We start from the raw sequence: 17507 nt of genomic DNA, 5'->3' as shown, positions 1-17507 counted from the left end.
TTCCAGTCATTATTCGCCCGTCTGGCGCATGGTGATGGGGAATTTTTTGTCTTCGTAAGCGCCGGTGCAGTCGGCAATGCTTTTGGCCCCCTGACGACAATCGATTTGCGGCATGTCATAGCTGCTGCCATCGCTGCAGGCGGCCTGGGCCTGGCTATTGATCGCCAGGCTGCCGGCCTGCATGGCCGCAGAAACCGGACCGGTGCAGCTGATGCCATTGGCCTTGCGCACAATGACCTCGCCCTTGCCGTCCTTGAACTGATACTCAAGGCGCAGTGACAGACCGGTGTTTTTGTCTTGAATGCCCGCGCCCGCGCGGTAGTGGCCGTTGAGGAAGGCGGCCTGGCCATCCGCGCTGTCGGCCGGGATGATCAACGGCTCGCCGGGTACAGGCACAGGTGCCGGAGTTTTCGGCAGCTCATCCGGGATTGTCGGCGGCGTCGGCGGGGTAGTCGCGTTATCCGCTGTCGGCGGCTCTTGAGCCATGGATGCCTGGGCGTTATCGGTGCCTGGCGGCACCACCGACTCCGGCTGGACCGCAGGCGGGGTCTGCACTTCAGGCACCTGGCCTGCAGTTTCAGCCGTGCCCGCTGCCCCGCCGACCTGGCCACTGCCTGACAGCTCGCGCGATGGCGTGGACGTGGACGTGGACGTGGGGTAGGGCCTGGAAACAGGTTCAGAAACCTTGAGCCCGTCCAGGTTGAAGTCCACCAGCCATGCCGGCACTGGCACCCCCAACTGCGGGCCACAGCTGCGCAGACCAAACAGTAGCAACAGCAGCAGTAACAGCGGGATCAGCCACCACAACCAGCGCCACCACGACCGGGCCACCACTGGCACCGGCACCGGGGCGGGTGCCGGAGCAGGCTCGGCCAGCGGGGCAATCACCGGGGCAGGGGTAACGGGTGCTACCTGTGGCCGCAGACAGTACAGCGGGTCGAGGCCGTGGTCAGTGCCCGGACGACGGAAGCCCCAGAACGTCAGTACCGGTTTGCCGTTGACCAGATAAACGTAGTTCTCATCCGGAAATGGCAGCACGTGGGCCAGCAGCTTGCCGAACACCGTACGGTCTACCGAAGGTTTGTGGGCACTGTCGGGGTCGAGTTGTTCAGCACTGAGCTGATTGAGAAAAGACTGCAGCTGTTCCAGCTCGACAACGGCTTGAGCACGTTCCTGCGGGGTGGCGCTGGCCCAGGGAATCACATCGCCGGGTAGCTCGCTGTACCAGTCAATGTTGTCGCCCAGCTCATCGCTTTGAGGGATGGCCAGATGCGTGGCCATGTCAGGATTTTGGCAGCGAATCGCTTCGCGCAATTGCAGTGCCGCCCGATAGACTGGCTGACCGGTCTCACCCAGGGCAGTAAAAGCCCCGCTTTTGCCACTGCGAAGAAGTGCGCCGCGCATCCGTGCTCCGTGTTTTAAGTTCGCGCGGCAAAACCCGGACATGAGTCCGTACCGCTTCCTTGATTAGCTGGCGACAGTAATGTTTAAGGGCCATAGAGTCAAATGGCCATTATCTGGAGAGCCGTATTGGTTCAAAAAATGAGAGGTGGATCACCTGGCATCGCGGGTGTCCCGGTGGCGGCCCGGGTTCCCAGGTCCTCGGCAAAGCGCAGCAGGTAGCCATCGGGGTCGAGCAGCAGGCAGTTGCGCTCACCGAACAACACCTCGTTGCTGCGGTACCAGCGCTCTTCAAGGGGTTTGCGCAATGTGTACCCGGCGGCTTCGAAACGGTCGATCAGGGCCTGGACGTCGGGGCATTTGATCGACAGGTTGATGCCTCGCCCGAAAGGCGCCTCCAGCGGCCCGACCCGCCAGGAGGAGGGTTCAAGATCATCCTGCTCCAGCATCAGCTGGCTGCCGTGATATGACAGAAACGCAAACTGATGCTCAGGTCGCTGGTACTCGATCTGAAAGCCCAGCACTGCGCAGTAAAAATCCAGGCTGCTGGCAAGGTCCGAGACGATCATCTCGGGGACCAGCCGATTCATCACCAACATACAAAAACGTCCTTGTTCATATGGGTAAACGCACCGCCTTGGCGCGTTATTCGGTTGGCGGCAGCAATCTGGCTTCCAGCTCGGCCACCTTGGCTTCCAGGCTTTCGAGGCGGGCACGGGTGCGGGCCAGAACCACCATTTGGCTGTCGAACTCTTCACGGCTCACCAGATCCAGCTTGCTGAAACCGCTTTGCAGCAAGGCTTTGAACTGGCTTTCGATTTCATTGCGCGGCAGCGCAGTTTCGCCACTGAGCACACGGGAAGCATGGCCACTCAGGGCGTCGAGGAGGTCTTTGGGCGCGAGCATGGGTAAGGTCCTGAAAAACTGATGGTGGCGAGTGTATCACGCAGTGCCCGGGCCCAATCTTCGGGGGCCTTCGCACGATTTTTGGGCGCCTGGCCTGCCGGGCACGCACTGTTTACGTGCACAAATGCCCTGCCAAATCAGGCCAAAAGCCATCAGCTATGGGTATCTCCCTGTAATTACTGACTTTTCCAGACATGGCAAGGTTTCTGCTTAGTTGGCTGTGACTCAGGCACTGATGCAGTAGCTGTGACCTAGGCAGTGCGGCAGGTGGTTCAGGGAAAGCTTTCGTCACCGGCGATTGAGACACGTGGAACAGCCTGAACAAGGCTGACGATGCGTTACAAAGCCAGACACTGCGCTTAGACTTGAGCCGGGTTTGTTTTCCTGGGGCAAGTCCACCAATTCGGGAGAAGTTTCATGAAGCTAGTCACCGCCATAATCAAGCCGTTCAAGTTAGACGACGTGCGCGAGTCGCTGTCTGAAATCGGCGTGCAGGGCATTACCGTTACTGAGGTCAAAGGCTTCGGCCGGCAGAAAGGTCACACCGAGCTGTATCGCGGCGCGGAATATGTGGTCGATTTTCTGCCAAAGGTGAAGATTGATGTCGCCATCGACGACAAAGATCTTGACCGGGTTATCGAGGCGATAACCAAGGCTGCCAACACCGGCAAGATTGGTGACGGCAAGATTTTCGTGGTCAATCTGGAACAGGCTATCCGCATCCGTACCGGCGAAACCGATACCGACGCAATCTAAGCCGCCATACCCCAACGCCCCAGGAGAAAACACTATGACTCTGCGTAAAATCGCAGGGCTCGGAGCCCTGCTGTCCGTCGTAATGCCAGGCCTGGCCATGGCGGCAGACGAAGTAGCGGCTCCAGTCCTCAATTCGGGCGACACCGCCTGGATGCTGACTGCAACGGCTTTGGTGCTGTTTATGACCATCCCCGGCCTGGCGCTGTTCTACGGCGGCATGGTGCGCTCCAAAAACATTCTTTCCGTGATGATGCAGTGCTTCGCCATTACCGGTTTGATCAGCATTCTGTGGGTCATTTATGGCTACAGCATCACGTTCGATACCACGGGCATGGAGCAGGGCGTCACCAACTTCAACTCGTTCATCGGCGGGTTCTCCAAAGCCTTCCTGGCAGGGGTGACTCCGGACAGCCTGACGTCCTCTACCGCACTGTTTCCGGAAGCGGTGTTCATCACCTTCCAGATGACCTTCGCCATCATCACCCCGGCACTGATCGTCGGCGCCTTTGCCGAACGCATGAAGTTCTCGGCCATGCTGATTTTCATGGGTGTGTGGTTCACCCTGGTGTATGCACCAATTGCCCACATGGTGTGGAGCGGTAATGGTGGCCTGCTGTGGGACTGGGGCGTGCTGGATTTCGCGGGCGGTACCGTGGTGCATATCAACGCCGGTATTGCAGGCCTTGTAGCGTGCATCGTGCTCGGCAAGCGCAAAGGCTACCCGAACACTCCAATGGCCCCGCACAACCTTGGTTACACCCTGGTGGGCGCCGCCATGCTGTGGATCGGCTGGTTCGGTTTCAACGCAGGTTCGGCAGCTGCCGCCAACGGCACCGCCGGCATGGCGATGCTGGTGACCCAGATCGCAACTGCGGCAGCGGCGTTGGGCTGGATGTTTGCCGAGTGGGTCACCCACGGCAAACCAAGTGCATTGGGGATCGCCTCTGGCGTGGTCGCCGGTCTGGTTGCCATCACCCCGGCAGCAGGCACCGTTGGCCCTATGGGTTCGATCGTGATCGGCCTGTCGGCGGGTGTGATCTGCTTCTTCTGCGCCACCAGCCTCAAGCGCAAGCTGGGCTATGACGATTCGCTGGATGCATTCGGCGTACACGGTATCGGCGGCATTGTCGGTGCCATCCTTACCGGTGTGTTTGCAGCGCCGGCACTGGGCGGTTTCGGCACCGTGACCGATATCGCCGCTCAAGTCTGGATTCAGTGCAAAGGCGTTGCCTTCACCGTGATCTACACCGCGATTGTGACCTTCGTCATACTCAAAGTGCTGGATGCCGTAATCGGCCTGCGTGTGGCTGAAGAGGAAGAGGCAGTTGGCCTGGACCTGGCACAACACAACGAACGCGGTTACAACCTGTAACTGACGGTCAGAAAAATACCCGGCACGCCGGGTATTTTTTTGTCTGTAATGTGGCCTGATTCGCAACAATCAGATGACTTTTCCTGCTCCCATGTCCCGAGATCGGTTCGGCAATGATTTGTAGGATGATCACTTACAGCGCAACTCGACTATTAGCTGCTTTGCTTTTTTTTCCAGCGCGCTAGAATGCGCGCCGAAGGCCACAAAACTGTGTCCTGGCAGGACGAAGGCGGGGATGACCTCCAGACGCTTTCAAGGCCCAAGGGCCGGGCTGCCGGTTGCTCCAGCCAACACAGCGGAACAACTGGCACCGGACATTCGGCAAGGTGCTTATTTGGGCGAGTGCCGCAATTGTTGCTGCGCTCGTAAAGTCCTCATCATTTTAATCAGTGGTGAGGCGTGAGCCGAGGTTTACCCAAGGCTACTTTTTCACCGGCGGCGGTCGACATTTGTCGCATCTGGTCTATATAACTAATCTGCTTTAAGTAAGTCATGGGGTAGAACATGAGCGACGACGATCTGGAAAATGATGACCTCGAAGTAGGTGACGAGGACGAAACCGAGGAAGGCCTGGAAGCGGCAGCCGAAGACGTTGCAGACGACGACAGTGGCGACGATGCTCCGGTTCCGGCAGCCAAAGGTAAATCCAAGGCTGCAGTGTCGATTGATGACCTGCCGAGTGTAGAAGCCAAAAACAAGGAGCGTGATGCTCTGGCCCGTGCCATGGAAGAGTTTTTGTCCAAAGGTGGCAAGGTGCAGGAAGTCGAGGCCAACGTGGTGGCAGACCCACCCAAGAAGCCTGACAACAAGTACGGCAGCCGTCCTATCTAAGGATTTATTGCCGGCTTGAAGAAAAAACCCGCCGTCGCTGCGGGTTTTTTTGTGTCTGCAGCCTTGGCCCATCTTCTGCAGGAGCGAGCTTGCTCCTACAAAATGTGTTTCAACACCGCCGGCAACTCACTCAGGCAGCCGATCTCGGCATCCGCAGCCTTGTCGCCTTCCCAGCGCTTGCCGCCGGGGTTGAACCAGATCGCGCGCATGCCCGCCTGCTGGGCTCCGGCAATATCATCACCGGGGTGATCGCCCACGTGCACGGCTGCCGCAGGCGAGATATTGCCGCCACGCACCAGTGCCTCGTGAAACAGGCGCGCATCCGGCTTGGCAATACCGATGTCTTCGGCGCACAGCACGAACTTGAAGTGATGCCCCAGGCCGATGCGCCGCACATCGGCGTTGCCGTTGGTCACCACGCCCAGGTTGTAATCCCGGGCCAGTATCGTCAGTACCGGCTCTGCCTGCGGGAACAGCTGCAGCGCATGCCGGGCCTCGATGAACACCTCAAATGCCTGGTCTGCCAGGGTTGCAGCGTTCATGTAACCCGCGCCCTGCAATGCATGGAATAACACCCGCCGGCGCAGCGCGCTGATTCGGTGACGCAATTGCGGCTCGTCGCTCAATACCTGCTGACGCAGTGCCTGAAACGCCGCAACGTCCAACGCGCCCACTTTTGGTGCATTGGCAACCAACCATTCGCGCAACCGGGTTTCAGCACTGACAATCACCGGCGCGGTATCCCACAGGGTGTCGTCGAGGTCGAAGGTAATCAACTCAATGGTCATTCATTGCCCTTACTGCGTTTGGCCCTTGGGTGGGCGCTGTCATAGACCGTTGCCAGATGCTGGTAATCCAGATGGGTATAGATTTGAGTGGTCTTGATGTCGGCATGCCCGAGTAATTCTTGCACGGCGCGCAAGTCCTGGGAGGACTCCAGCAAATGGCTGGCAAATGAATGACGCAACATGTGCGGATGCAGGTTTTGCCCCAACTCGCGCTCGCCGGCGGCCTTGACCCGCAACTGAATGGCCCGCGGCCCAAGACGCCTGCCACGCTGACTGACAAACACGGCGTCATCCTCCGGGTTGGCCAGTGCCCGCAACGGCAACCACGCCTGCAGCGCCTCACGGGCCTTTCTGCCCACTGGCAGCACCCGGGTCTTGCTGCCCTTGCCGAGTACTTCAACCAGTCCGTCGGCCAGGTCGAGCTGATCCAGATTGAGCCCCGTGAGCTCTGACAGGCGCAGCCCCGATGAGTAGAACAGCTCCAGGATGGCCTGGTCGCGCAGGGCCAGAAATTCGTCTTCGACCGCGCCCTCAAGCAATTGCAGAGCCCGGTCCGTGTCGAGGGTTTTGGGCAGGCGACGCTCGCCTTTGGGCGGCGCCAGGCCATTAGCCGGGTCGTGATCGCACAGGCCTTCACGATTTAGATAGTGATAGAGCCCTCGCACTGCCGACAACAAACGGGCAATGCTGCGTGAGGACTGGCCTTGCTGATGCAGACGCGACACCAGTTGGCGCAGGCGCTGGATATCCAGTGCGCGCCAGCCGGCAATTGATTCTTTGCTGCAAAACGCCAGCACCTTGTTCAGGTCGCGGCGGTAGGCCTGCAGCGTATGGGGCGACACTTGGCGCTCACTGCGCAGGTGGGTGCAGTAAGCGTCCAGCTGTCGCTCCATGACTAACGTACCGGGCGCAGGGCGTTGGTGAAGCGCGGCAATACACGGCCCAGTACTTGCGCGATATAACCGAGGAACAGCGTGCCTACCGAGCTTTTGTAGTGCTGCGGATCGCGGCTGGCAAGGGCCAGAACACCATGCAGCCCCAGATGATTGAGAGCCACCACCGCGGTGGAACCAATCTCTTTGCGCTGCTCTTCACCGAACAAAAAGTCCAGTTCATGCTCACGCAAGCTGCCACTGACGGCCTTGCCTTCAGTCAGCAAGCCACCCAGGGCACGCTGAGCATCGGCGCTGCTGACCCAACGACCGACCGGCATGGGATTGTCACCAAACAGCACCAGGCTGACGAACGGCACCTGAAAGTCCTGACGCAGGCTGTCTTCGACGGCAATCACCAGCTCTTCAAGGCTGGTGGCGTCCATCAAGGCAAGGTTCAGACGACGGGTTTTTTCGAACAGCCGATCATTGTCGCGGGCTACGTCCATCAACTGTGACAAACGATGACGCATCTCGATATTACGGCCACGCAACAGTTCCAGCTGTCGTTCTACCAGCGAAATCGTATCGCCGCGCTGGTGAGGAATCCGCAGCGACAGGAGCAACTCCTCACGCTGGCTGAAGAAATCCGGGTGAGCTTGCAGATAGGCCGCAACCGTCGCCGCCTCCGGGGTTTCAGCAGGCATTTCGAGATCTGCAGACTGTGGCTTGTCGGTCATCGTTAGCGCTCACTCATAAACGGACTTGTCCTTCGTAAACACGCATCGCCGGGCCGGTCATGATCACCGAATGACCCGGGCCTGCCCACTCGATGGACAGGCGTCCACCGGGCAAATCCAGAATCAACGGCGAGTCCATCCAGCCCTGGCTGATCGCCGCCACTGCCGCGGCACAGGCACCGGTACCGCAGGCCTGGGTTTCCCCGGCACCACGCTCCCAGACCCGCAGTTGCCCGCGCTGACGATCTATAACGTGCAGAAAACCGACATTGACCCGCGCCGGAAAGCGCGGGTGATGTTCAATTTTTGGCCCCAGTTCATGCACCGGCGCAGCGTTGATATCGTCAACGCGCAACACCGCATGGGGGTTGCCCATCGAGACGGCTGCAAGTTCAACGCGCTGGCCGTCGACATCCAGTTCATAGCTCAGCGCCTGGGCGTCGGCAATGAACGGGATCTCTTCGGGGACCAGTCGCGGCGGCCCCATGTCGACGCTGATTTGCCCGTCGCTGCGCACATTCAGTTCGATAATGCCGCCTTTGGTTTCGACCTTGAACTGGCGCTTGGTGGTCAAACGCTTGTCGAGCACAAAGCGCGCGAAGCAGCGTGCACCGTTACCGCACTGCTCAACTTCGGAACCGTCGGAGTTGAAGATCCGGTAACGGAAGTCCACCTCAGGATTGCTCGGCGCTTCGACCAGCAACAGCTGATCGAAACCGACGCCCGTGTGCCGATCACCCCATTGCTTGGCATGCTTGGGCAAAATATGCGCGTGCTGGCTGACCAGGTCGAGAACCATGAAGTCATTGCCCAGCCCGTGCATTTTAGTAAAACGCAGCAACATGGGATTACTCCGGCAACAGGCTTTCGCCGGCAAACAACTCAGCTACGGTCTCGCGGCGGCGAACTTCAAACGCCTGGTCGCCATCCACCAGAATTTCTGCGGCGCGACCACGGGTGTTGTAGTTCGAGCTCATGACAAAGCCGTAGGCACCGGCCGAATGCACAGCCAGCAAATCACCTTCAGCCAGCGCCAACTGGCGGTCTTTTGCCAGGAAGTCGCCGGTTTCGCAGATCGGCCCCACGATGTCGTAAGCACGGGCCTGAGTGTCACGCGGGCGAACCGCAGTCACGTCCATCCAGGCCTGGTACAGCGCCGGGCGAATCAGGTCGTTCATGGCCGCATCGACGATGGCGAAATCTTTGTGCTCGGTGTGCTTGAGATACTCAACCTGGGTCAACAGTACGCCCGCGTTGGCCACAATAAAACGGCCCGGCTCAAATACCAGCGCCAGATCACGACCGTCGAGACGCTCGCGCACGGCCTTGATGTAATCCCCGGCCAGTGGCGGCTCTTCATCGCGGTAACGCACACCCAGGCCACCGCCAAGGTCGATATGACGCAGATAGATGCCGCAATCGCCCAGGCGATCAACCAGCCCCAGCAGGCGGTCGAGGGCATCGATGAAAGGCTCGAGGGTAGTCAGTTGCGAACCGATATGGCAATCGACGCCAACCACTTCCAGGTTCGGCAACTGGGCGGCGCGGATGTACACATCCTCGGCATCGGCAATGGCGATGCCGAACTTGTTTTCCTTGAGGCCGGTGGAGATGTACGGATGCGTACCCGCATCGACGTCCGGGTTGACCCGCAGCGAGACCGGCGCGCGAACACCCAGCTCGGCGGCCACCACTTGCAGGCGCTCCAGCTCATCGGTGGACTCGACGTTGAAACAGTGCACGCCCACTTCCAGGGCGCGACGCATGTCGTCACGGGTCTTGCCGACACCGGAAAACACGATTTTGTCTGCCGAGCCGCCCGCGGCCAGCACACGCTCCAGCTCACCACGGGACACAATGTCGAAACCGGCGCCCAGACGCGCCAGGACATTGAGCACGCCCAGGTTGGAGTTGGCCTTGACCGCAAAACACACCAGGTGCGGCATGCCGTCCAGCGCATTGGCAAAAGCGTTGTATTGCGCCTCGATGTGCGCCCGGGAATAAACGTACGTCGGCGTGCCAAAGCGCTCGGCAATGGCCGTCAGTGCGACACCTTCGGCGAACAGCTCGCCGTCCCGATAGTTAAAAGCGTCCATGGTGTTCCCTTATTGGTGCTTATGCGCTTGCGATTGCGACGATTTCGCTTGGTCATCGGGGTTTTGGCTGTCATCGGGCAGATACAGCGGACCTTTTTGACCACAGGCAGAAACAAGGCAGGCGACCGCGACGAGCGCAGCAATAGAAGAGATCAGGCGCTTCATGGCGAAATCCTTTGGAAAGCGTTAATTGCGCCCGAGTATACCCAGCGCCTACCAGCTTGCCTATGCAGCAGACAGCTCGAACAGGAGCACCTGTCTGGATAATCAGTGGTGGTTGGCCGAACGCTGTCTTAGGGTTTGCAATCGGCCTGGAGCGCCCGTATCTTGCGAGTTCCGAGCATGACTAGACACTACGAGGTTCCACCATGAGTTTGACTGAAGCCCGTTTTCACGATCTGGTCGATGCCACCCAGGAAAATCTGGAAGACATCTTCGACGACTGTAATCTGGACGTAGATGTAGAAAATTCCGCCGGAATCCTGACGGTCAAATTTGAGAATGGCAAAGCGCTGATCTTCAGCCGCCAGGCACCTGTGCTTCAGCTCTGGCTTGCCGCTCCCAATGGCGGTTTTCACTTTGACTACGATGAAAAACGCAGTTCGTGGAAGTGCGATAAAAGCGACGAGTTGCTCAGCGAAATGGTCCATCGGCTGACCAAGGAACACGCAGGCGCCGAGCTGGAATTTGAAGAGATCTGATTGTGACTGCTCCTGCTAAACCCGCTAAACCCCTGTACAGCAATATCAGTCCGGCAGTGCCGTCCCCATGTATCAGCACTTGCCGGCTGGATGAACACAAAGTGTGTCTGGGCTGCTTTCGCCACGTTGAAGATATCCGTGAGTGGCGCTCGGCAGACGACCAGCGGCGTCGGGTGATTTGTGAACAGGCCCGGCAACGCCGCATGCCAGGCCACTGACCCCGGATCACTGTCACCAGCTTGTGTATTTATTTTGCTGTGGTAGTGTCCGGGTTCGCCTCGCACTAACGAGGTTCGTCAAAACCCCGCCATTTTCCGGCGGGGTTTTGCTTTTTTGTGCAGAAAAAAGGAGTCTGCCAGGTCATGAGCACCCCAACCCCACTCATCCTCACCCGTCTGGACGTTCAGCGTCTTGAGCAACTCATCGACAGCCTGCCGGAAACGACTCCTGGCGTTGAGGCTTTGCAAGCTGAACTCGATCGCGCCGAAACCATCGTCGGCCACGAAGAAGTGCCTGCTGGCGTTGTGACCATGAACTCGCGTGTCCATTGCCGCGAAGAAAGCAGTGGCAAGGACTATCGCCTGACCCTGGTTTACCCCAAGGACGCCAATGCGGACGAAGGCAAGATTTCGATTCTGGCGCCCGTTGGCAGCGCACTGCTGGGTCTGCAAGTAGGCCAGCACATCAATTGGCCAGCGCCGGGCGGCAAAACCCTCAAGCTGGAACTGCTCGAAGTGGAATACCAGCCAAAAGCCCCCGCCGACTTTACCGCTTAAGCCCCCGACGTCACGACGGTAGCGCTCGGCTTCGCGGCGCTACCCCAGCTTCTTTGCAGCGCGCCAGCCTGCTCATCAAGGGCGAACCGGCTCAAAAACCGATAGCTGACACTCAGCTCTTGAGCCAGCGCCAGGCGTTCGTGGCAGGCCTCTTCAGCCTTCCACTGCGAACGATTGTCGAGCGAAGCCAGCTGACACTCCCCCCAGCCCCACTCCCGGGTAAGGCGCTCAAGCAACTGGCGCTGCCACGGCACCCCGCGCGGTACCGCGCTGCCGGTCAGATTGCAATTAACCTTCAGGTACAGGCTGCGGCGCACCAGCTCCAGTCGTCGCAGGTCACCACGGGCAATCAGGTAGCGCTCGATACGCCGGTACACCACCACGTAAGGGTCCAGCTCATCGAGATTCAACTGGTTGGCGTATACCGCCTGCTTGAAACGCAGGCTCAGGCAGTGCACCTGCGGGTGCTCGCTGGCATAGACCTCAATCAGTAACAGCTTGAGCACCGACTTGTAGGGCGACTCTATGCCCTTGAACAATTGCCACAGCCCGGCGCCCAGGAACTCGCCTGGCGGAATGTGCGCCAGATGCCCCAGATCAATCACCTCACCGGATCCGATAAGGCCTTTAATCAACAAATTACGGGTGAACTCGTCATACCGGACTTCTGCATTGACCGGCACCCACCACCACAGCGGTATGCGCCCCGCGAGCCAGATGGCGGTGCGATAAAACTCATCGAGCAACAAATTGTGCTGCGTTGTGCTGCCATTGCCCGAACACGGCTGAACCTCACGTTCGCCCCGCGCAAAGCGCTGCGCGTCGATCAGATAGAAGTGGGCTTCACAGCCCTGGCTCGCCGCCCACTGCTCCAGGCGATGGCATTTGTTGCGCAATGCCTGCAACGCCACTTGCGACAAATCCGGACCATGGCAAAGCCACACATCCATGTCGCTTTGATCGGTCTGGGCCAACGTCCCCAGACTGCCCATCAAAAAAAGCCCATGAATCAACTGCGGCCTGGCTGAACAGCTCGTGTAGGAAAAGTTGCAGACAAGATGCTGCGCAAGGGCGAGTGTGTCGGCATCGGGTTCATAACCTGACACCCCGGCCGGGGTGCAGTCCGACACATAGCCGGGCAATAACGGGTGGTTCACATGAAATAGCAACGCCAGCAGGTTCAGCAATCGCTGCTGACGTGGTGCCAGGCCTTCCATTGCACGGGCCAGACGTCCTTGATTGACCGTCAGGAAGCGCCCACGCAGTTGATTGAGAATCGGTCGGTCAACTCCCTCATGGAAGGCGCAATGCATTTCAGGGTGGGGTGTCATTTCACACTCAAACCGGCTCGCCAGGTAAGAAAGAGTAGGGAGCTACAGAACGGGAGTTTACAGCCAGCCACAAGAAAGGCTTAGAACGATTGTGTTTTTGACGTCAGATTTTTTACGCGGGCAGGAAGTGTGCCCGCGGAATCATGATTCTTTTAGATCCCGAGGGCGATGCGTGGCGTCAGGCAAGTTCTGCCAGGGGTACGGCTACAAAAGGCTTGGTAGTCAGAATCGTCAACAGGGTTTGCACATGTTCAACTGCATCACGTCCCAGGCTCGTGAGGTAACCACCATCCGGCTGAGTGATCAGATCTTTTGCATACAGGCGCTTGGCAGCTTCAACCAGCTTTTTATCAGCGCTTTGATGGACTTTCAAACCCTCCTGGGAACTGTCCAGACTAAATTGTGCGAGGACTTCCAGTTCGGCAACCAACTCAGGGGTAAACGACATAAAGACTCCAGACTATGCAGGAAAAGACGACTTCCGCTCTAAAGTGATCGCACTGTCGCTGGCTGTCCAGTGATAGTTCCCACCTTTGTAAAGCAGCGTGTCGTACCTGCCTCGCGTCGACGCGCAGGCGAGGCTCTGGGAGTGTAGTCGCAGTCGTCATTTGCGCCTGATCAAATCGAATCTCTGCAGGCGCAATCTTGCTCGCATCGGCATCCGCCCGCCATTGCAACCAATTAGCTTTGTGCCTATGCCACGCCAGCGCGCGCCTGCAGCCGAGCGTTATCCGGGCATTCAGGGAGAAATGAGTTTTCAGTTATATAAGCATTCTTAAATAGTATTTTTAAGAATATCCCCGCCTCACTACTATTGCCCCCACGCCAGCCATTCCATCTTTCAGGAGCACACCATGAGCGCATCTCTGCGTAGCGTTGACGGTCAGGACGAAGCCACCATTCTGCGGGAAATCCAGAGCGCGCTTCGAGACCTGCGCTTTGGTGCTGTGGAAATCACCGTGCACAACGCTCAGGTGGTTCAAATCGAACGTAAAGAGAAATTCCGGCTGCAGAACTCCACCCAGAAAACCAGCTGAATCGTTGAACGCGTACTCAGCCGGGTACGCTTATAAAAACTAAAAACGCATGCTTTGGAGCCTCACCTATGTCCCTACGCCGTTACGCTTTGGCCGCGCTGGCCAGTGCCATTTTTGCTGGCTCCGCTGTGGCCAAAGATTACGAATTGCTCAACGTTTCCTACGATCCGACCCGTGAGCTGTACCAGGATTACAACGCCGAATTCACCAATTTCTGGAAAGCCAGCCATCCCGGCGATAACGTCAAAATCCAGCAATCCCATGGCGGCTCGGGCAAACAGGCGCGCGGCGTCATCGATGGCCTGCGTGCCGACGTAGTGACCCTGGCCCTGGCCGGTGACATCGACGAAATCGCCAAACTGAATAAAGGCTCCCTGCCGGAAAACTGGCAAACCCGCCTGCCGGATGCCAGCACCCCTTACACCTCGACCATCGTGTTCCTGGTGCGCAAGGGCAACCCTAAAGGGATCAAGGACTGGGCTGATTTGACCAAAGACGGGGTGTCGGTGATTACCCCGAACCCTAAAACCAGCGGCGGCGCACGCTGGAACTTCCTTGCAGCCTATGCCTATGGCCTTAAAGCCAACGGTGGCGACGAGGAAAAAGCCAAGCAATACCTGAAAACATTGTTCAAACACGTACCGGTGCTGGATACCGGTGCACGTGGGTCGACCATTACCTTCGTCAACAACGGTCAGGGCGACGTACTGCTGGCGTGGGAAAACGAAGCTTTCCTGGCCCTGAAAGAAGATGGCGGCGCTGACAAGTTCGACATCGTCGTACCTTCACTGTCGATTCTGGCCGAACCGCCAGTAGCTGTAGTCGACAAAAACGCCGACAAAAAAGGCAATGCCGAGATCGCCAAAGCGTACCTCGAGCACCTGTACAGCCCGGCAGGTCAGGAAATAGCAGCGAAGAACTTCTACCGTCCCCGTGACGAAAAAGTCGCTGCCAAATACGCCGCGCAGTTTCCGAAACTGGAACTGGTGACTATCGACAAAGACTTCGGCGGCTGGAAGACTGCTCAACCGAAATTTTTCAATGACGGTGGCGTGTTCGACCAGATCTACCAGGCGCAATAACCTGTGGGAGCGGGGCGTTAGCCTCGCTGAAAGCTAGAACATTAAGCCCGCAATCGGTTTGCGGGCTTCGTGCGTTAACCAAGGACTTTTATGTCGCGTCGTATCTCCCCCGTCATACCCGGCTTCGGGCTGACGCTGGGTTACACCTTGGTGTACCTCAGCCTCATCGTGCTTATTCCACTGGCGGCAATGTTTGTACATGCCGCCCAACTGACCTGGGACCAGTTCTGGGCCATCATCAGCGCCCCCAGAGTGCTGGCTGCATTGCAGCTGAGCTTTGGTACGGCCTTCTTTGCCGCGATCATCAACGGTGTAATCGGCACTGTGCTGGCCTGGATCCTGGTGCGCTACACCTTCCCCGGGCGCAAGGTCATCGATGCCATGATCGACCTTCCATTTGCCCTGCCGACTGCCGTAGCGGGTATTGCCCTGACTGCGCTGTATGCCCCCAACGGCTGGATCGGCCAGTTCGCTGCCGACCTGGGCTTCAAAATCGCTTACACCCCGATGGGTATCACCCTGGCACTGACCTTCGTCACCTTGCCGTTTGTGGTGCGTACCGTGCAGCCGGTGCTGGCCGATATCCCCCGTGAAATCGAAGAAGCCGCCGCCTGCCTGGGGGCCAAGCCTCTGCAAGTGTTCCGCTACATCCTGGTACCGGCCTTGTTGCCGGCCTGGTTGACCGGTTTTGCCCTGGCCTTTGCCCGTGGCGTCGGCGAGTACGGCTCGGTGATTTTCATCGCCGGCAACATGCCGTTCAAAACTGAAATTTTGCCGCTGCTGATCATGGTCAAGCTGGACCAATACGACTACACCGGTGCCACGGCCATTGGCGTGATGATGCTGGTGGTTTCCTTCATTTTGCTGCTGGTGATCAATTTGATTCAGCGGCGCATCGAAAAACCGTGAAGGAGGCCTGACCATGTCCAATTCAACACTGAGCGCCTCGACCGTAGCCAACGCCGCCCGCCGTGGCAGCCCGCTGTCGCGGCGCCTGCTGATCGGCTTCGGCTGGCTGTTTTTCACCCTGTTCCTGTTGCTGCCACTGCTGATCGTGGTGTCCCAGGGTTTGAAAATGGGCGTCGGCACGTTCTTCGACGCCATTCTCGAACCCGACGCCCTGTCGGCACTCAAGCTGACCATCATTGCGGTGGTGATTTCGGTACCGCTGAACGTGGTGTTCGGCGTCAGCGCAGCCTGGTGCGTGAGCAAATACAGCTTCCGCGGCAAAAGCATCCTGGTCACCCTGATCGACCTGCCGTTCTCGGTATCGCCGGTCATCGCCGGCCTGGTCTACGTGCTGATGTTCGGCGCCCAGGGCTTCCTGGGCCCATGGCTGCAGGACCACGACATCCAGATCGTGTTCGCGCTGCCGGGTATTGTGCTGGCAACCATCTTCGTCACCGTGCCCTTCGTCGCCCGTGAGCTGATCCCGCTGATGCAGGAGCAGGGCACGCAGGAAGAAGAAGCCGCACGCCTGCTGGGCGCCAATGGCTGGCAGATGTTCTGGCACGTCACGGTGCCCAACATCAAATGGGGCCTGATCTACGGTGTGGTGCTGTGTACTGCACGGGCGATGGGCGAATTTGGCGCGGTGTCGGTGGTTTCCGGGCACATTCGCGGGGTGACCAACACCCTGCCGCTGCACGTCGAGATCCTCTACAACGAGTACAACCACGTTGCCGCCTTCGCTGTGGCCACCCTGTTGCTGATCCTGGCGCTCTTCATCCTGCTGCTCAAGCAGTGGAGCGAATCCCGTATTAACCGCCTGCGCGCCAGCGCCGCGGAGGAATAAACCATGTCGATCGAAGTCCGTAACGTCAGCAAGAACTTCAATGCCTTCAAGGCCCTGAACAGCATCAACCTGGACATTCACAGCGGCGAACTGGTGGCCCTGCTCGGCCCGTCCGGCTGTGGCAAAACCACCTTGCTGCGCATCATCGCAGGCCTGGAAACTCCGGACGAAGGCAACATCGTGTTCCACGGTGAAGACGTCTCGGGCCACGATGTACGCGATCGCAACGTCGGTTTCGTGTTCCAGCATTACGCCCTGTTCCGCCACATGACGGTGTTCGACAACGTCGCCTTCGGCCTGCGCATGAAGCCGAAAAAAGAGCGCCCGAGTGAAACCCGCATCGCCGAAAAAGTTCATGAACTGCTGAACATGGTGCAACTGGACTGGTTGTCGGATCGTTACCCGGAGCAATTGTCCGGTGGTCAGCGCCAGCGTATCGCCCTGGCCCGCGCTCTGGCGGTAGAGCCCAAGGTGCTGTTGCTGGACGAACCGTTCGGCGCGCTTGATGCCAAGGTCCGTAAAGAGCTGCGCCGCTGGTTGGCACGCCTGCACGAAGACATCAACCTGACCTCGGTATTCGTGACCCACGACCAGGAAGAAGCGATGGAAGTCGCCGACCGCATCGTGGTCATGAACAAGGGTGTGATCGAGCAGATCGGCTCACCGGGCGAAGTCTACGAAAACCCGGCCAGCGATTTCGTGTACCACTTTCTGGGCGACTCCAACCGCCTGCATGTCGGTGAAGACCAGCACCTGCTGTTCCGCCCGCACGAAGTGTCGCTGTCGCGGCATGAACTCGAAGACCACCATGGTGCCGAGGTACGCGACATCCGCCCGTTGGGTGCGACCACCCGGGTGACGTTGAAAGTTGAAGGGCAAAGCGAGCTGATCGAAGTTGAAGTGGTCAAGGACCACGACAGCCTGACCGATCTGGCCCGTGGCCAGACGTTGTTCTTCAAGCCGAAGGTATGGCAGAAGGGCTGACAGCAACACCTGTTGCAGGAGCGAGCTTGCTCGCTCCTG

General features: G+C 58.7%; 21 protein-coding genes and 1 pseudogene. 11 read left to right on the top strand and 11 right to left on the bottom strand.

Going from position 1 to position 17507, the window contains the following annotated elements; all coding sequences use genetic code 11:
* Window positions 1-9: 9 nt before the first annotated feature.
* The 3 genes from WG29040_RS18160 to WG29040_RS18150 all read right to left on the bottom strand — a co-directional run bounded on the left by WG29040_RS18160 (window position 10) and on the right by WG29040_RS18150 (window position 2307).
* Complete coding sequence (locus WG29040_RS18160) at window positions 10-1404, bottom strand: SrfA family protein (protein WP_127196630.1); 1395 nt, start codon at window positions 1402-1404, stop codon at window positions 10-12.
* A gap of 131 nt (window positions 1405-1535) precedes the next feature.
* Entirely contained in the window at window positions 1536-2000 is a 465-nt protein-coding gene (locus tag WG29040_RS18155) for a VOC family protein (protein WP_127196629.1), read from the bottom strand.
* A gap of 46 nt (window positions 2001-2046) precedes the next feature.
* Window positions 2047-2307: an accessory factor UbiK family protein gene (locus WG29040_RS18150; protein ID WP_003437892.1), complete on the bottom strand. Its 261-nt coding sequence runs from the start codon at window positions 2305-2307 to the stop codon at window positions 2047-2049.
* A 417-nt stretch (window positions 2308-2724) separates the two neighbouring features.
* On the opposite strand from WG29040_RS18150, the gene glnK reads away from it, so the two are divergent.
* From glnK to sutA, 3 genes are all read left to right on the top strand, one after another.
* Complete coding sequence (gene glnK, locus WG29040_RS18145) at window positions 2725-3063, top strand: P-II family nitrogen regulator (protein ID WP_002555808.1); 339 nt, start codon at window positions 2725-2727, stop codon at window positions 3061-3063.
* Window positions 3064-3097: 34 nt separating this feature from the next.
* Window positions 3098-4435, top strand: coding sequence for an ammonium transporter (locus tag WG29040_RS18140; protein ID WP_003437894.1), 1338 nt, complete (start codon window positions 3098-3100; stop codon window positions 4433-4435).
* Between the two features lie 504 nt (window positions 4436-4939).
* On the top strand, window positions 4940-5266 hold the full coding sequence (gene sutA / locus WG29040_RS18135) for a transcriptional regulator SutA (protein ID WP_003437896.1): 327 nt from the start codon (window positions 4940-4942) through the stop codon (window positions 5264-5266).
* A gap of 95 nt (window positions 5267-5361) precedes the next feature.
* Here the strand turns inward: sutA and WG29040_RS18130 are convergent, their stop codons facing one another.
* From WG29040_RS18130 to WG29040_RS18105, 6 genes are read right to left on the bottom strand one after another with little or no spacing between them, the layout of a single operon-like run.
* Complete coding sequence (locus WG29040_RS18130) at window positions 5362-6054, bottom strand: HAD family hydrolase (protein WP_127196628.1); 693 nt, start codon at window positions 6052-6054, stop codon at window positions 5362-5364.
* Complete coding sequence (gene xerC / locus WG29040_RS18125) at window positions 6051-6947, bottom strand: tyrosine recombinase XerC (protein ID WP_127196627.1); 897 nt, start codon at window positions 6945-6947, stop codon at window positions 6051-6053. The genes WG29040_RS18130 and xerC overlap by 4 nt, the downstream gene beginning before the upstream one ends.
* A gap of 2 nt (window positions 6948-6949) precedes the next feature.
* On the bottom strand, window positions 6950-7666 hold the full coding sequence (locus tag WG29040_RS18120) for a DUF484 family protein (RefSeq protein ID WP_010656738.1): 717 nt from the start codon (window positions 7664-7666) through the stop codon (window positions 6950-6952).
* Window positions 7667-7679: 13 nt separating this feature from the next.
* Complete coding sequence (gene dapF / locus WG29040_RS18115; RefSeq protein ID WP_003437904.1) at window positions 7680-8510, bottom strand: diaminopimelate epimerase; 831 nt, start codon at window positions 8508-8510, stop codon at window positions 7680-7682.
* A 4-nt stretch (window positions 8511-8514) separates the two neighbouring features.
* Window positions 8515-9762, bottom strand: a complete 1248-nt coding sequence (gene lysA / locus WG29040_RS18110; RefSeq protein ID WP_003437906.1) for a diaminopimelate decarboxylase — start codon at window positions 9760-9762, stop codon at window positions 8515-8517.
* 9 nt (window positions 9763-9771) lie between these two features.
* A complete protein-coding gene (locus WG29040_RS18105; protein WP_010656736.1) occupies window positions 9772-9927 on the bottom strand; it encodes a lipoprotein in 156 nt (51 codons plus the stop codon).
* A 203-nt stretch (window positions 9928-10130) separates the two neighbouring features.
* Between WG29040_RS18105 and cyaY the strand changes: the two genes are divergently transcribed.
* The 3 genes from cyaY (at window position 10131) to rnk (ending at window position 11239) form a co-directional block, all read left to right on the top strand.
* A complete protein-coding gene (cyaY, locus tag WG29040_RS18100) occupies window positions 10131-10463 on the top strand; it encodes an iron donor protein CyaY (protein ID WP_003437908.1) in 333 nt (110 codons plus the stop codon).
* Window positions 10460-10681 (top strand): DUF1289 domain-containing protein, encoded by a 222-nt coding sequence (locus WG29040_RS18095; protein WP_165439565.1) that lies wholly within the window; start codon window positions 10460-10462, stop codon window positions 10679-10681. The genes cyaY and WG29040_RS18095 overlap by 4 nt, the downstream gene beginning before the upstream one ends.
* A 144-nt stretch (window positions 10682-10825) precedes the next feature.
* Window positions 10826-11239: a nucleoside diphosphate kinase regulator gene (gene rnk, locus WG29040_RS18090; protein WP_003437910.1), complete on the top strand. Its 414-nt coding sequence runs from the start codon at window positions 10826-10828 to the stop codon at window positions 11237-11239.
* A gap of 56 nt (window positions 11240-11295) precedes the next feature.
* On the opposite strand, the pseudogene WG29040_RS18085 reads toward rnk, so the two are convergent.
* Both WG29040_RS18085 and WG29040_RS18080 read right to left on the bottom strand, forming a co-directional pair.
* Window positions 11296-12570, bottom strand: a pseudogene (locus WG29040_RS18085) (class I adenylate cyclase); the annotation flags it as partial.
* 178 nt (window positions 12571-12748) lie between these two features.
* On the bottom strand, window positions 12749-13018 hold the full coding sequence (locus tag WG29040_RS18080; RefSeq protein ID WP_003437912.1) for a TIGR02647 family protein: 270 nt from the start codon (window positions 13016-13018) through the stop codon (window positions 12749-12751).
* Between the two features lie 406 nt (window positions 13019-13424).
* On the opposite strand from WG29040_RS18080, the gene oscA reads away from it, so the two are divergent.
* The 5 genes from oscA to WG29040_RS18055 all read left to right on the top strand — a co-directional run bounded on the left by oscA (window position 13425) and on the right by WG29040_RS18055 (window position 17468).
* On the top strand, window positions 13425-13607 hold the full coding sequence (gene oscA / locus WG29040_RS18075; protein ID WP_003437913.1) for a sulfur starvation response protein OscA: 183 nt from the start codon (window positions 13425-13427) through the stop codon (window positions 13605-13607).
* A gap of 68 nt (window positions 13608-13675) precedes the next feature.
* Window positions 13676-14689: a sulfate ABC transporter substrate-binding protein gene (locus WG29040_RS18070; RefSeq protein WP_003437914.1), complete on the top strand. Its 1014-nt coding sequence runs from the start codon at window positions 13676-13678 to the stop codon at window positions 14687-14689.
* Between the two features lie 90 nt (window positions 14690-14779).
* Complete coding sequence (gene cysT / locus WG29040_RS18065) at window positions 14780-15598, top strand: sulfate ABC transporter permease subunit CysT (protein WP_003437916.1); 819 nt, start codon at window positions 14780-14782, stop codon at window positions 15596-15598.
* A gap of 13 nt (window positions 15599-15611) precedes the next feature.
* Window positions 15612-16484, top strand: a complete 873-nt coding sequence (cysW, locus tag WG29040_RS18060; RefSeq protein WP_003437917.1) for a sulfate ABC transporter permease subunit CysW — start codon at window positions 15612-15614, stop codon at window positions 16482-16484.
* A gap of 3 nt (window positions 16485-16487) precedes the next feature.
* Window positions 16488-17468 (top strand): sulfate/molybdate ABC transporter ATP-binding protein, encoded by a 981-nt coding sequence (locus WG29040_RS18055; protein WP_003437918.1) that lies wholly within the window; start codon window positions 16488-16490, stop codon window positions 17466-17468.
* Window positions 17469-17507 lie beyond the last annotated feature (39 nt).

This window comes from Pseudomonas sp. PAMC 29040 (assembly GCF_003994535.1).
Classification (GTDB): Bacteria; Pseudomonadota; Gammaproteobacteria; order Pseudomonadales; family Pseudomonadaceae; genus Aquipseudomonas; species Aquipseudomonas paraversuta.
The sequence above is the reverse complement of the archived record's forward strand: the minus strand, read 5'-3'. Positions and strand labels throughout refer to the sequence as shown.